This window comes from Paenibacillus sp. 1781tsa1, assembly GCF_024159265.1.
Classification (GTDB): domain Bacteria; phylum Bacillota; class Bacilli; order Paenibacillales; family Paenibacillaceae; genus Paenibacillus.
In genome coordinates this window covers 5,543,955-5,557,404 of sequence record NZ_JAMYWY010000001.1, presented here as the reverse complement: position 1 = coordinate 5,557,404, position 13,450 = coordinate 5,543,955, and the positions used below count along the sequence as shown (strand labels likewise).

Sequence of the window (13,450 nt, the reverse complement as noted above, 5' to 3'; positions counted from 1 at the left end):
GGGCGAGATTGAATGACGGAATGGTATGAAAAGAGTTTTGGAGAAGATTATCTTCTCGTATACAAGCACCGGGATGTACAGGGTGCCTATCATGAAGTACATAAAATGATCAATTGGTTGAAGCTTAAGCCTAATGCTGAAGTATTGGATCTATGCTGCGGTATGGGGCGACACTCCCTGGCACTTGCTGATGCAGGATTGCGAGTAACCGGAGTTGATCTGTCCGATGTGCTTTTACGCGAAGCGCGCCTAACAGACACCGAACACCGAGTATCTTGGTGTCATGCGGATATGCGTGAACTGCCGCTGAAAGGTGGTTTTGACGCCGTAGTTAATCTGTTCACATCGTTTGGTTATTTCCTGGAGGACGGAGAACAACTGAAAGTATTACGAGCCATTCATCGTATGCTTCGGCCGGGTGGCAGCTATATTATTGATTTTATGAATACGGCTTATGTGACTCGTCATCTGGTGCCGCACTCCGTCCGAGAGGATGAAGGGCAGCGAATTGAGGAATTCCGTAAGATTGAAGATGGATTTGTGCAAAAGGAAATTCGTATTACCGATACCAAATCCGGACATGAACCGCGGGTATATCAGGAGCGTGTAAAGTTGTACACACGGGATCAACTGAGTCAGCTGTTAAGTGCAGCCGGGCTCCGGGTAGATCAGGTTCACGGCGGCTATGATGAAGAGAAATATGACGAGCAGACTTCTCCACGCATGATTTTTGTTGGTCGTCGTCCTGTGGAGTGAACAGAGATCGTCAGGAAGGGGGATAACATGAAGCGAACAGAAGAGATGTCCATGACAGAGGGCATATACCGGGTCAAGATCAGCATGTCGTTTCCCTTGCGATGGGTGAATAGCTATGTGTTATCAGAACCGGATGGAAAGATAACCATTATAGATCCGGGACCGCGTAATTCGGAAACAGAACAGGAGTGGAGTGAAGCGCTGGCAGATCTCGGTTTGACCTTTGGCGATATTCGTCAAATTGTACTGACCCACCATCACCCGGATCATCTTGGGTTGTCGGGTTGGATGCAACAGATGACGGGGGCACCCGTTCGAATGTCCACACGCTCCCGCCAAGAGGCCGATTATATGTGGGGACCTGATTCGCACATTAATACAATATTACCTGATTATTATGGTCGTCATGGTATGCCTGAAGACAAGACTGAGCAGATATATGAACATATGAAGACATTTACTTCGCAGATCACGCCACTTCCGAATGTGATACCCGTTGAAGATGGCGAGTGGCTTGATATGGGCGGGAGACGTTGGATTGCTGTGGAGACGGGTGGACATGCCCCAGGCCATTTATCCTTTTATGCGCCGGAGTCCATGGAGATTCTGTGCGGAGATGCAGTTTTGCCACAGATTTCACCGAATATCAGTCTGCAACCCGGCAGTGACCCTCAGCCATTATTGTCTTATATGGAAGGATTGCAACGTCTTGGTGAGCTGAACATCAAGCAGGCGTATCCCGGACATCGGAATCCGTTTTCCACATTCAACGAACGGACCGTCCAACTGCTCGCACACCATGAAGAACGACTTCAGAAGCTGGCGGATCGAATGCAGGAGTCACCAGCGCATGCGTATGACATCTGTGTACACATGTTTGGCAATCGTCTTGGTACCCATCAACTAAGGTTTGCCATGAGTGAGACGTTGGCTCATTTGCAGGAGTTAATTCGACGCGAAGTAGTGAAGCAAGAGCAGCAACCGGATGGAACGTTTTATTTTCGGATCTAAATGGAATAATTGATATCGATATGAAATGATAATGCGATCTTATATAGAGACTCGGGACAGGAAACTCACCTGTTCGGGGTCTTTTTAGCCTGTCTTAACGGTTCATTCATCTATTTTTAAGCCAGCGCGTCTATCATACAACTATGAACTTCGCTAGGGGTGTCTTGAGACACACCCTAAAGAAAGCAGGGAAGAACGATGACCAGAAAAAAACGAAATCAATGGAGAAAATGGCAAGCTTCAGCGGCAGCAACGTTGACTGTGGCTGCACTCTTTCAATATGTAAGAACTTCGGATGCCTTTGATGTAGCCTACGCAGCAGCGAATGGTACAGACACAAGCGTTACTGCTTCAAGCCATGTGGATACGCAGGATGATGTGATGGATGAATGGATCAACAGTACAACGGACAGCAACAACTGGAATACGCAGGACAATGATAATGATGATAGTCAATATAATGGAACATCCGATAGCACACAAGCAGATCGGCCAGATCAGAGCATGAGTAACAGAGGAAGTTATTCAGATTCTCAGCGTTTCGGGCAAGACTCCGGATACAGCAGTGGCAACTATCAGTCACGTACAGGTGCATCATGAGCCGCACAGAGCAAGTCGCTCGTCCGCTCCGGTTCCAATTCCGTGCAATGAACACGGATGTTGAAGTGCAGCTGTCCGCTGGGCAGGAAGAAGCTGAACATGCAGCAACCTTGGTGAAGAATTGGTTTGAGACGCAAGAGCAGCGCTTTAGCCGATTTGTGGCAGACAGTGAACTGAATCGTCTGAATCATGCAACCGGATGGATACCCATCTCCGCTGCGATGGATGAAGTGCTGAGTCTGGCCTATGGATATATTGGACTGACTGAAGGGATTTTCCAACCGGGTATCTCGCAGGCTCTTCAGGCTTCGGGATATGATATAAGCTTCGAGAAGGTGCAACAACGACAACCGCTACGTCCGCTGCTTCAACGCATTTTGCGAACGAGAACACCTGAAAGCTCAGGAATGATTGAGGATCGTCATGACCACAGTCGTCCGGGATGGATTCAGCGGGAAGGTAGCCGGATGGTTCATCTGGACCCTGGAGCTGAGTTGGATCTGGGAGGGATCGTTAAGGGATGGGCGGTGGAGCGCATTGCGGACTGGTTGCAGCGAACATTGCATATCCCGGCGGGTTTAATTAACGCGGGTGGAGATATTCAGGTATGGGGTACACCGGACTATCCCCAGTGGACCTTGAAAGTAGCAGATCCTTTGCAAGGCCAGGGGGATGTGTCAGGTACGGTTCGTTTACAGCGAGGAGCTGTGGCCACTTCGGGTATTTCACATAGACAATGGCATAATTCAGACGGAAGCCTTGCGCATCATCTCATTGATCCTCGGACGATGGAACCGGCGGATACGGATGTGCTGCAGTGTACCGTTTTGGGACAGCATGCATCGCAATGCGAGATTATTGCCAAGACGGTCTGCATTATGGGGAGTGCCGAGGCAGTGAGTTGGTTAAACCGACACTATGATCGGCATGACGTCCTGTGGATAACACAGGATGGAAGCACTTATTTTAGAGGCAATACGGATACGCTCGCTGAGCACTGGCCCGGTTTTGATCCGGATCATCGCTTCAGTCTGATTTAAACGGGGGACAAGTCTAACAGATATGGGGGAGCCGGTTATGGCACAATGGATTGTAAATTACCTGCCGACGTGGAATATCATTCGAATTAGTGGGATTGCTGCTTATGTGCTGCTCTTTGCCGGTGTGTTTCTGGGTATTGCGCAAGGGATGCCTATGGCCAAAGGCAAACCAAAAGCAGTCATGTTCAAATGGCATACCCGAACGACTTGGCTCGCCTTCGGACTTGGACTTGTGCACGCATTAACGTTATATATTGATCATTACAGCCCATTTACCTGGGGAGCACTTCTGATTCCTTTTACCGCCTCGGTGCATCCGATTGGCAGTGGTCTGGGAACGTTATCCTTCTACGGATTAGTGATTGTCCTGTTATCCAGTGACCTGCGGAGCAAGTTGGGCCGCAAATGGTGGTTCTTGTTCCATATGCTGTCCTATCCGGTGTTCATTGGTCTGCTGGTTCACGGCATGGTAACAGGATCAGATGCTGGTAATATCATCTTGCGGATGATGTATGTATTTACGGGACTCAGCATAATCGGAATCACCGTGCTGCGTGGCATGTTGCGAGAGCGCAAAGGCCCGGAAATCACGATTGGACCGAAATGGACACCATCTGAGCCAGCAGCCGAGCAGAAGTGGGTTGAAGGTTATGGTCTGGCGGGAACGGTACAACCTAAACATCTGAAATAATAATATGTGGATCATCCAATCATAATGGTACACATGAAAAAAAAGCGGCCATCAGGCCGCTTTTTCCATGAACAGTTATTTCCTCAAACAGTTATTTCACTAAGCATCCACACACATGTCCAATCTTCCACATGATTTCAGATATGAAACGAGTTACGTGTTAGACCTTGTCATCGCTGACCGGTTTTTCTCCCAGTGCTTCTTCAAGCTCGGATTGTTTGCGATGGGCGATCCGACTGCTCGCTGCCGATGCAATCGCACCGACAATATCATCGAAGAAGGTGTGGACTGGGCCCAGGCTCTTGTCATTCAGTCGTTCGAGCACCCCTGGTTTCAGCTTGTCCACATAACCATAATTCGTAAATCCGATGCTGCCATATACATTGACGATGGAGAATGCCAAAATCTCATCCACACCATATAGTCCTTCATCGTTCTCAATCATCTCCTGCAAAGGAGATATGAGCTGACCCTGTTCTGCCAGAATATCAAGCTGAATCCCGGTCAGGACAGCGTTCTGTACCTCACGTTTGCGGAGAACCATCTCCACATTTTCGATACATTCTTCCATCGTAAGACCTGGGTAATATTTTTTTTGCAATAACATGACCAGTTCTGCGATCTCAGGGATCGTGACGCCCCGCTTATGCAGCCATTCCCTTGTTGCCTCCGCGACCTTGCGGCTATTCAGGCTGTAAGGGATTTTTTCTTGCTCAGGATGTTCCATGGGCGATTCCTCCTCTGAAGTTAGCAATGTCCCTACTCTTGCTTCCTAATACGTATTAACCGGTTTTACGTTTCTTAAAGATAATATATAAGTTTTCAGCGAAGCGATTATCTTTTAGTTATTTTTTGGACAAAGGCTCGTATACATGGTAGTACAAACTGTAAAAATGATGAGGGGGAACGTGATCATGAGAAAGATCCAATCTTTGCGTACGGTATCGGCAGCTGCGCTGCTGAGCATTCCTATGGTGTTGTCAGGTTGTGGCATGTTTGGAGCACAGTCTTCCGAAGCTGTTGATCCACCACCGCCCATTCAGGAAGCAGCCATGATTCAGGCAGCCGAAGGGAATGGGGCACTCGCAACGCTCCCGTTAACAACGGTATATCTTCAAGACCAGCAGGGGCTGCTCGCTCCGGTATCCCTGACACTTCCTTCTGGAACAGATGCCAGCAGTCCAAAGACAGCACTGGATACACTTGTCACAGGCGGGGCCTACGCGGGTATGCTGCCAGAAGGATTCCAGGGCGTTCTCCCGCAGGGGACGGTTGTACAGAATGTAACGATTCACGCGGATGACAAGCTGGCGGTCGTTGAGTTCTCGGGTAATTTTGCCAAGTATGATGCGAAGGAAGAACGGAAAATGCTAGAAGCTGTCACGTGGACATTGACGGGAACACCTGATGTGGAGAATGTGCAGATCTGGGTGGATGGCAAAAAGTTAACACAAATGCCGGTAAACAGCACGCCGTTGCCTGAACCGCTGAACCGGGCTGTGGGAATCAATCTGGATCTGGGTGATACATTGGTGGCAAACAGCAGTCCGGTCACGGTCTATTTCTCAGCAGCTTCACCAGCAGGCATCCAATATTATGTTCCAGTTACACGTCTCGTTACCCCTGGCGAAGATCGGGTGCAGGCAGCATTGAATGAGCTGATCAAGGGACCTGACAAAGGCGGCGAACTGGAAGAAGTCATGACAGGCGGAACAGAGCTGCAATCGGTCAAAACGGCAGAGGATGGCACGGTCACGGTTGCCTTGAAAGATGACATGTTTGCCGAAGGGGATATCGTGCCAAGCGAGCTGTTACAGTCTGTCGTATTAACGACTGCGGAGAATACAGCCAGCAAGGATGCCAAAGTGCAGATCGAATGGAATGGCCAAAAAACGGTCATGGGCGATGATAACCGGGATTACAGTGCGCCGGTTTCCAAGCCTGAATATATCAACGAAATTCCGATTTAATGAGCAAGGAATGCTTAAGGATGCTTTTAACCGAACTCTTTGGTAAAATATAAGGGATTCGTAAAAATACGTGTTCAAAAAGATCGGTTTTCAGTACCGAGAAGATGGGATGAAGCCGAAATGGAGTAGCGGAGCGTAGGCAAACTACGTGAGCAACGGACATTTCGGCTGAATTCCATATTCGATGCTGATGATGCCTTAAGGCATTTTTCGTAATCAAAAGCGAGCTTTTTGAACAATCTCTAAAAGTGTGAATAAGTTCAACATTACAGGATGCTTAAGTCGTAGGAGGCAGAAAATATGAGATCAAACGGACGAAACAGCGAACAGCTGCGCCCGCTGAATTTAACAGTGAACACGAATAAATACGCCGAGGGCTCTGTACTGATTGAAGTTGGAGATACAAAGGTGATCTGTACAGCTACAGTGGAGGAACGTGTTCCTCCCTTTATGAAAGGGCAAGGGAAAGGCTGGGTAACGGCTGAATATTCCATGCTGCCACGTGCAACACATACGCGGAACCAACGTGAAGCCAATCGCGGGAAATTAACTGGACGCACCATGGAAATCCAGCGTCTGATTGGTCGGGCTCTTCGCTCGGTGGTCAATTTGCAGGCGCTTGGTGAGCGTACGATTACGCTGGACTGTGATGTTATTCAAGCTGACGGAGGCACACGCACAACGTCCATTACCGGTGCGTTTGTAGCGCTGGCGCTTGCTGTGAACAAAATTTCCCAACAGCACAAACTGCAAGTATTCCCGATTACGGATTTCATTGCCGCAGTAAGTGTGGGTGTTGTGGGTGAACAGCCTGTACTGGATCTGAACTATGATGAAGATTCCAAAGCCAAGGTGGATATGAACCTGGTGATGACAGGCGGCGGTAAATACGTCGAGCTTCAGGGAACAGGCGAGGAAGCACCATTTGATCGCCGTGAGCTGAACGCGATGTTGGAACTGGGCGAGCAGGGAATTCTGGAAATGATCGAGCGTCAAAAAGAAGTGCTTGGACCGATTGCGCTCAAGATTGGCGCACGTGGATTAGGGGAAGCTTAAGATGAGTTTGGACAGCCCAATCCTCATTGTTGCAACCCGCAATGCGGGTAAAGTCCGTGAATTCGCTCATGCTTTCGCACCGCTTGGCAAAGAGGTTAAGAGCATGTTTGACTATCCGGAGTTGCCGGATGTGGTGGAAGACGGTGTAACGTTTGCGGAGAATGCCTGGAAGAAAGCCAAAGCGGTTGGTGATGCGCTTGGTTTGCCCGTTCTGGCAGACGATTCAGGACTTTGCGTAGATCTGTTGGACGGCGAGCCGGGAGTATATTCAGCGAGATATGCAGGCGAAGGAGCAACGGATGCACAGAATAATGCGAAGTTGCTGGAGACGCTGGAATCGTTGAAATCCGGTGAGGACACGGAGCAGCCGCTCCTCAGTCCCGCTCGATTCGTCTGTGCGTTGGTACTGTACGATCCGACAACCGGAGACAAGTATGAAGCAGAAGGCACTGCGGAAGGCTGGATTACGGCTCAAGCTGCAGGTGCTGGTGGTTTTGGATATGACCCACTCTTCTATGTACCTGAATACGAGATGACGATGGCAGAGCTTACGCTCGAGCAAAAACAGGCGATTAGCCATCGTGGTCATGCGTTGAGAGCGCTCGTATCCAGACTTGAAGGCTGAGACTAAGCGGAAACATCTTGCTTTATTTTAATGATATGTGAACAATCAAAGCGTTAATGGAAGGACTGGAGCATTCCGATGGAATGATTCCCTAGCCATTAACGCTTTTTTTGTATGAATTGAAGTTGTCAAATGGGGTTAGGTAAGCTCCTTCGATATACCTAATGATGGGGGCTATTTCCGAGACTTTATTACAGAACGTATGTTCCTGTACCTACATAAGAAATGCTTCACGTTGCATGATTGGGAATCCCATTGGGACTGGAGTTGGAAGAAGTTGCAAGCTGTGTGTGGTATGGGTTAACATTCAAAATAACGAATCATATATGAACCTAAAACGGAGGGAATTGCCCATGCAAGAAGTGAAGCTTGTTGTATCCTACGATGATTATGAGGACGGCATTCGTATGGAAAAATTAATTAAGGATTTGGCCGCTAAACCTGAGGCCGGCTCACTGGAAAGTCTGGTCATCGGAGATTGGGGACAGGCTTATGAGAGCTCACCTCAAGAGTTCATGAGCACACTCATCGAGTCGGCTTCAAGCTTTCCGTCATTGAAGAAACTGTTCATCGGGGATATGGGATTCGAAGAATGTGAAGTGTCGTGGATTATTCAGACGAATCTTACTCCCTTATTGGGTGCCTTTCCAGAATTAACATCATTCTCGATCAAAGGCAGTAGCGGCCTTAGTCTGGAACCGCTCCAGCATGCCAAGCTTGAAGAATTGATTATTATCTGTGGCGGTCTCCCAAAAGAAGTGTTATCTTCGATCACCCATGCCAAATTGCCTGAATTGCGTAAACTGGAATTATATCTGGGCGTCGATAATTATGGCTTCGATGGATCACTTGAAGATGTACTGCCTTTGTTAGAAAAAGGATTATTTCCAAAGCTGATTTACTTGGGGCTGAAAGACAGTGAAATTCAGGATGAGATTGCGAAAGCAGCAGCGGAAGCACCTATTCTGGATCAACTTGAAGTACTGGATCTATCGCAAGGAACGTTGTCCGATGAAGGGGCAGAGGCCTTACTTGCCAGTGACAAGATCAAGCAGCTGAAACATCTCGATCTAAGTTACCATTACATGACCGATGAAATGATCCGTCGCTGGAACCAATCGGATATATCCGTAGATGTTAGCGACCAGCAACAAAGTGATGAGGATGACTGGCGTTACCCGTCGTTAACGGAGTAGAGGATGTCAGGTTTTACGAAAATAGTTGAAAGTCTGCATCAATCAGATGATGTCCCTGATCTGGATCTGGAGCAGCCATTATTATTGATCGGAAATCCCCATAATCGGCGAACGCAAGGGATGCAAGAGGCCAGGCATAGATTAGGGATGAAACCTGCCGTTGTATTGCCTTATGCCCAATTGCTCCAGAACTGGAGACAGGGGCGAACGATCGTTGATATAGTAGATTCCAATCTGCCTGTGCCCCTCGTTCGGATTGATGCTCCTGGTGAGGATTGGGAAGTAGAGCGTGAATTGTTATTCCTTGGAGTTATGAACGATACGTCATGCTTAACAGATGAAATGGGAGCAGAGGCATTCTCAGCGGAGCAGGTACTTGCGCTGGAACAGGAGTGGGGAAGAATCTATGCCCCTGCTCAGTGGTTCCGCGGCTGGAAAGCATGTCTAGATCGAATCGGCCGTGAGACTCGGGAAATATGGCCTGAAGTTCGATTCATGAATGATCCTGCTGACATTCAATTGATGTTTGACAAGAGAACATGTCAGCAGCATCTATCTTCTCATGGGGTGCATGTACCTCCTACGCTCCAGTCTTCACAGCCGATCCGAAGGTACACTGACTTGCGTACAGCGATGCAATCTGCGGGTATGAACCGTGTATTTGTGAAGCTTGCGTGCGGCTCCGGAGCCTCAGGCGTTGTCGCATATCAGATTAACCCACGTACAGGTGACGAAATCGCCGTAACGACGATGGGAATGGAACAGGCGCAGGGGAAGATGATTTTCTATAATGAAGGACGTTTACGCAAGTATACCCGTAGTGACGAGGTTGCTGCGTTGATGAACTGGTTATGTGCAGAAGGTGCACAGATTGAACGGTGGATGCCCAAAGCCACGTTTGATCAGCGGGCCTATGATATTCGCCAACTGGTTGCGGGTGGACAGGCAGGCCATGCGATTATGCGACTAAGTCGTACCCCTATAACCAATCTGCATCTGCGCAATGAACGTATGTTGCCTGCTGAAGCTGGTCTGGATGAACAGCGGATGTCGCTGGTTCGGACGGCAGCGCAGGCAGCCATGTCTGCTTTTCCCAACTCGTGGTCAGCCGGGATTGATGTGATGCTTACAAGTGATTCGAATCCGCGTGCCTATGTACTGGATGTGAATCCGTTTGGAGATCTGTTATACAGGGTTATGCATCATGGCCTAGGAACCTATGAGTGGGAAATGGAACTTTTACGAAAGGAGCCTATTCAACATGCCTGATATGAACACCATTGTGGGCTCCCATGATCTGTTAATGATTACACTGGATACGTTACGATATGACGTAGCCAAGCTGGAAGAGGAGAATTGTCCTAATCTATGTGGTTCGGGTCCGTGGGAGAAGCGTCATACCCCGGGCAGTTTTACATATGCGGCGCACCATGCTTTTTTTGGTGGTTTTATGCCGACACCTGCCAATACGGATAAGGCATCTCATGTAAGATTATTCCATTCCCGGAATACCGGACTCAAGACACATCCGCATACCTGGCTGTTTGATACACCGGATATCGTATCCGGGTTCGCAGCTGAAGGTTACCGTACCATCTGTATTGGTGGCGTCATTTTTTTTACAAAAAAAAACCCGCTTGCGAAAGTATTGCCCGGCTATTTCCAGCAGAGCTACTGGCGAATGAACTTTGGGGTAACCAACCCCAAATCGACAGAACATCAGGTGCAGCATGCATTAAAGCTGTTGGAACAGATACCGCCGGATGAAAAGATATTTATGTTTTTGAACGTGTCTGCTATTCATGGTCCCAATAAGTACTTTGTAGAAGGAGCCAAGGAGGACTCGGTGGAGACCCAGCGAGCTGCACTTCGTTACGTAGATGAAGCTCTTGGGCCATTGTTTGAGGCGATGAGGCAACGTTCCCGGCCTGCCTTTTGTTTAGCTTTTTCCGATCATGGTACAGCTTACGGTGAAGACGGTTATCAAGGACACCGGCTTGCACATGATGTCGTCTGGACGGTGCCATACCGTGAATTTTTAGTATAGAACGTATTGCTCTTAACGTATTAATCTTATGATGATGATAACAACCGGAGACAGGAGGAGACCGATGGACAATCATTCACAACCCATGACAACAGGCCTTTCCGATCAGTCCGGATCCAATACAACAATTACAGGTCTGCGTGAAGTACTCGCATTTCCTTATCGTTCGTATCTGTACTCATACCCGCACAAGACCGCATATCGTGAGCTTGACCCACCACTGCCGCTGGGGCCAATGTGGGAACGAGAAAATACCGATACGTATTTTTTATATATGCACATTCCCTTTTGCGCTGCTCGTTGCGGATTCTGTAATCTGTTCACCCTGCCGGATCGACGGGATGATACGCATGAACGTTATGTAGATGCGCTGGAACGTCAGGCGAAGCAGTGGGCACCCATTACATCTCGAAGACCGTATTCCCGGTTCGCGATTGGTGGAGGAACGCCTACATTATTAAATGAGGTTCAGTTGAATCGTCTTTTTGATATTGCTGAACATGTGATGGGGCTGGACCCTATGCAAGCATCGATTTCGGTGGAAACGTCGCCGGATACCGTTACGGACGCCAAGCTGGCCATTATGAAAGAGCGAAGTGTGGATCGTATTAGTATGGGTATCCAGAGTTTCATTGAAGCTGAAGCATCTGCCATCTATCGTCCACAAAAACCGCAGGAGGTCGAACGAGCGCTTGAGAAGCTTACTCGGTATGATTTCCCATTGTTAAATCTGGATCTGATCTATGGTCTGCCAGGACAGACGGTGGAATCGTGGATCTATTCATTGGAAAGAGTGCTGGCCTACGAACCGGGCGAAATCTTTATCTATCCCTTGTATACACGGGAAAATACAATCGTGAAGCCTGATGATATCCGCCGTCAGGGACCTGATATTCGGATGGAGCTGTATATAGCTGCACGTGAGATATTGAAAAGCAAAGGTTATGTGCAATATTCAATGCGCAGATTTGCCAAGGAACAGTCGTCCTCCAAAGTGCTTCTGCCTTATAGCTGTCAGGAGGAGGGGATGGTTGGTCTGGGATGCGGCGCACGCTCTTATACGAGTGAAGTACACTATGCATCCAAGTACGGCGTGAGTTACAAGGCCACACAGAGTATCATTGCCGATTATGTGTCGACTAAGCGCTACGATGTGGCCGATTATGGTATCGTGTTAAGCCGTGAGGAACAGAGACGTCGCTTTATACTGAAAGCCTTGCTGCATCGGGAGGGATTGACGTTGTCTGACTACCAACAGCGCTTCGGTACCGATGTGATGTCCGATTATCCTTGGCTTAGCGAGTTGTTTACGGAAGATATGGGACAGGTTGAACTGGAGGAAGGCGAACGCGTATTACGTCTGACAGAAGAAGGACTGGGTTACTCCGATGCAATTGGAGATTGGCTTATATCCGCCGAAATTCGTGAACAGATGGAAGGGTTTGTTTTCTCATGAGAGCGACGTTATATTATCGCGGCAAGTTGTCTTCCTGCAATTACGACTGTCCATACTGCCCTTTTAGCAAAACCGTCGATTCCAAAGAGACGCTGGAAGTGGATGAACAACAATTGCGTCAATTTGTGAATTGGGTTAAGGCGCAGGAAGACGAAGGTCACCGCTTCTCCATTTTCTTCAATCCTTATGGTGAAGCGTTGGTACGACGCTGGTATCGGGAAGCTATGGTTGAGCTGTCACATATGCCGCATGTGGATAAAGTTGCGATCCAAACCAACCTGTCCGTCAAGCTGGATTGGGCGAAGGAGTTGGATGCGAATAAAGCAGCTTTTTGGGCGACGTATCATCCTCGTGAGACAAAAGCGGCTTCTTTTGTAAAACAATGTCTGACCCTGCGTCAGATGGGGCTTGCTTTTAGTGTCGGTACTGTAGGACTTCGTAGTGCTTTCTCCGCCATTGAGTCCATGAGACAAGCGTTGCCGGATGATGTGTATATGTGGGTTAATGCCTTCAAGGATCGGCCCAAGTATTACACGCCAGAAGAGATTCAGTTTTTACGCGGGCTTGATCCACTTTTTGAGGGCAATTTGCAGGATTACGAGAGCTTTGGTAAACGATGTGCTGCGGGTTCGGAAGTATTTTATGTACAAGGGTCAGGGCATGTGAAGCGGTGTTACAAGGATCGCCGGATCATTGGGCATCTGTATCGCGATGGTCTGCAAGCTTTGGCCGCGGATCGGCCTTGTCGCATGAAAAAATGTGGCTGTTACATCGGCTATATTCATATGGAGGACTCGCCCTTCAGAGAAACATTTGGTAGTGGGCTGCTGGAGCGTAATCCGGTCCTGATTCCTTGATCCGAATTTCATATTCATTATATCTCTGAAATGCATCTTTCAGTGTAGGCGTGATCAGACCATGGGTTTGAACGTGCTACGCTGAAAGGTGTGTTTTTTTTGATTTTCTCAGTTACATATTGTTTGATATTTTTGATATAAAAGG

The 13,450-nt window shown here is 48.3% G+C and carries 14 protein-coding genes; 13 read left to right on the top strand and 1 reads right to left on the bottom strand.

Annotated features, from left to right (window positions below; translation table 11 throughout):
• Nucleotides 1-12 precede the first annotated feature (12 nt).
• From NKT06_RS25010 to NKT06_RS24990, 5 genes are all read left to right on the top strand, one after another.
• On the top strand, nucleotides 13-756 hold the full coding sequence (locus NKT06_RS25010) for a class I SAM-dependent methyltransferase (RefSeq protein ID WP_253440391.1): 744 nt from the start codon (nucleotides 13-15) through the stop codon (nucleotides 754-756).
• A 27-nt stretch (nucleotides 757-783) separates the two neighbouring features.
• Nucleotides 784-1,767, top strand: coding sequence for an MBL fold metallo-hydrolase (locus NKT06_RS25005; protein ID WP_253440389.1), 984 nt, complete (start codon nucleotides 784-786; stop codon nucleotides 1,765-1,767).
• A 198-nt stretch (nucleotides 1,768-1,965) separates the two neighbouring features.
• Nucleotides 1,966-2,367, top strand: a complete 402-nt coding sequence (locus NKT06_RS25000; RefSeq protein ID WP_253440386.1) for a hypothetical protein — start codon at nucleotides 1,966-1,968, stop codon at nucleotides 2,365-2,367.
• On the top strand, nucleotides 2,364-3,407 hold the full coding sequence (locus NKT06_RS24995) for an FAD:protein FMN transferase (protein ID WP_253440383.1): 1,044 nt from the start codon (nucleotides 2,364-2,366) through the stop codon (nucleotides 3,405-3,407). Before NKT06_RS25000 ends, NKT06_RS24995 begins: the two co-directional genes overlap by 4 nt.
• Before the next feature lie 37 nt (nucleotides 3,408-3,444).
• A complete protein-coding gene (locus NKT06_RS24990; RefSeq protein WP_253440380.1) occupies nucleotides 3,445-4,098 on the top strand; it encodes a ferric reductase-like transmembrane domain-containing protein in 654 nt (217 codons plus the stop codon).
• Between the two features lie 160 nt (nucleotides 4,099-4,258).
• Here the strand turns inward: NKT06_RS24990 and NKT06_RS24985 are convergent, their stop codons facing one another.
• The gene (locus NKT06_RS24985; protein ID WP_253440376.1) at nucleotides 4,259-4,825 is read right to left on the bottom strand and encodes a phosphatidylglycerophosphatase A family protein; all 567 of its coding nucleotides are present in this window, start codon (nucleotides 4,823-4,825) and stop codon (nucleotides 4,259-4,261) included.
• Nucleotides 4,826-5,012: 187 nt separating this feature from the next.
• Between NKT06_RS24985 and NKT06_RS24980 the strand changes: the two genes are divergently transcribed.
• The 8 genes from NKT06_RS24980 to NKT06_RS24945 all read left to right on the top strand — a co-directional run bounded on the left by NKT06_RS24980 (nucleotide 5,013) and on the right by NKT06_RS24945 (nucleotide 13,305).
• A complete protein-coding gene (locus NKT06_RS24980; protein ID WP_253440373.1) occupies nucleotides 5,013-6,068 on the top strand; it encodes a GerMN domain-containing protein in 1,056 nt (351 codons plus the stop codon).
• Between the two features lie 300 nt (nucleotides 6,069-6,368).
• Entirely contained in the window at nucleotides 6,369-7,124 is a 756-nt protein-coding gene (rph, locus tag NKT06_RS24975) for a ribonuclease PH (protein ID WP_253440370.1), read from the top strand.
• A 1-nt stretch (nucleotide 7,125) separates the two neighbouring features.
• A complete protein-coding gene (locus NKT06_RS24970) occupies nucleotides 7,126-7,749 on the top strand; it encodes an XTP/dITP diphosphatase (protein WP_253440369.1) in 624 nt (207 codons plus the stop codon).
• A gap of 353 nt (nucleotides 7,750-8,102) precedes the next feature.
• The gene (locus tag NKT06_RS24965; RefSeq protein WP_253440366.1) at nucleotides 8,103-8,945 is read left to right on the top strand and encodes an STM4015 family protein; all 843 of its coding nucleotides are present in this window, start codon (nucleotides 8,103-8,105) and stop codon (nucleotides 8,943-8,945) included.
• A 3-nt stretch (nucleotides 8,946-8,948) separates the two neighbouring features.
• Nucleotides 8,949-10,214, top strand: a complete 1,266-nt coding sequence (locus NKT06_RS24960; RefSeq protein ID WP_253440364.1) for an STM4014 family protein — start codon at nucleotides 8,949-8,951, stop codon at nucleotides 10,212-10,214.
• Complete coding sequence (locus NKT06_RS24955; protein WP_253440360.1) at nucleotides 10,207-10,992, top strand: STM4013/SEN3800 family hydrolase; 786 nt, start codon at nucleotides 10,207-10,209, stop codon at nucleotides 10,990-10,992. The genes NKT06_RS24960 and NKT06_RS24955 overlap by 8 nt, the downstream gene beginning before the upstream one ends.
• A 64-nt stretch (nucleotides 10,993-11,056) precedes the next feature.
• Entirely contained in the window at nucleotides 11,057-12,448 is a 1,392-nt protein-coding gene (locus NKT06_RS24950; RefSeq protein WP_483311596.1) for an STM4012 family radical SAM protein, read from the top strand.
• Nucleotides 12,445-13,305, top strand: coding sequence for an STM4011 family radical SAM protein (locus NKT06_RS24945; protein WP_253440357.1), 861 nt, complete (start codon nucleotides 12,445-12,447; stop codon nucleotides 13,303-13,305). Before NKT06_RS24950 ends, NKT06_RS24945 begins: the two co-directional genes overlap by 4 nt.
• The last annotated feature ends 145 nt before the right edge of the window (nucleotides 13,306-13,450 follow it).

Coding starts and splice junctions, on each gene's coding strand:
- NKT06_RS25010 (WP_253440391.1), top strand. CDS start 13: ATGACGGAATGGTATGAAAAGAGTTTTGGAGAAGATTATCTTCTCGTA.
- NKT06_RS25005 (WP_253440389.1), top strand. CDS start 784: ATGAAGCGAACAGAAGAGATGTCCATGACAGAGGGCATATACCGGGTC.
- NKT06_RS25000 (WP_253440386.1), top strand. CDS start 1,966: ATGACCAGAAAAAAACGAAATCAATGGAGAAAATGGCAAGCTTCAGCG.
- NKT06_RS24995 (WP_253440383.1), top strand. CDS start 2,364: ATGAGCCGCACAGAGCAAGTCGCTCGTCCGCTCCGGTTCCAATTCCGT.
- NKT06_RS24990 (WP_253440380.1), top strand. CDS start 3,445: ATGGCACAATGGATTGTAAATTACCTGCCGACGTGGAATATCATTCGA.
- NKT06_RS24985 (WP_253440376.1), bottom strand. CDS start 4,825: ATGGAACATCCTGAGCAAGAAAAAATCCCTTACAGCCTGAATAGCCGC.
- NKT06_RS24980 (WP_253440373.1), top strand. CDS start 5,013: ATGAGAAAGATCCAATCTTTGCGTACGGTATCGGCAGCTGCGCTGCTG.
- rph (WP_253440370.1), top strand. CDS start 6,369: ATGAGATCAAACGGACGAAACAGCGAACAGCTGCGCCCGCTGAATTTA.
- NKT06_RS24970 (WP_253440369.1), top strand. CDS start 7,126: ATGAGTTTGGACAGCCCAATCCTCATTGTTGCAACCCGCAATGCGGGT.
- NKT06_RS24965 (WP_253440366.1), top strand. CDS start 8,103: ATGCAAGAAGTGAAGCTTGTTGTATCCTACGATGATTATGAGGACGGC.
- NKT06_RS24960 (WP_253440364.1), top strand. CDS start 8,949: ATGTCAGGTTTTACGAAAATAGTTGAAAGTCTGCATCAATCAGATGAT.
- NKT06_RS24955 (WP_253440360.1), top strand. CDS start 10,207: ATGCCTGATATGAACACCATTGTGGGCTCCCATGATCTGTTAATGATT.
- NKT06_RS24950 (WP_483311596.1), top strand. CDS start 11,057: ATGGACAATCATTCACAACCCATGACAACAGGCCTTTCCGATCAGTCC.
- NKT06_RS24945 (WP_253440357.1), top strand. CDS start 12,445: ATGAGAGCGACGTTATATTATCGCGGCAAGTTGTCTTCCTGCAATTAC.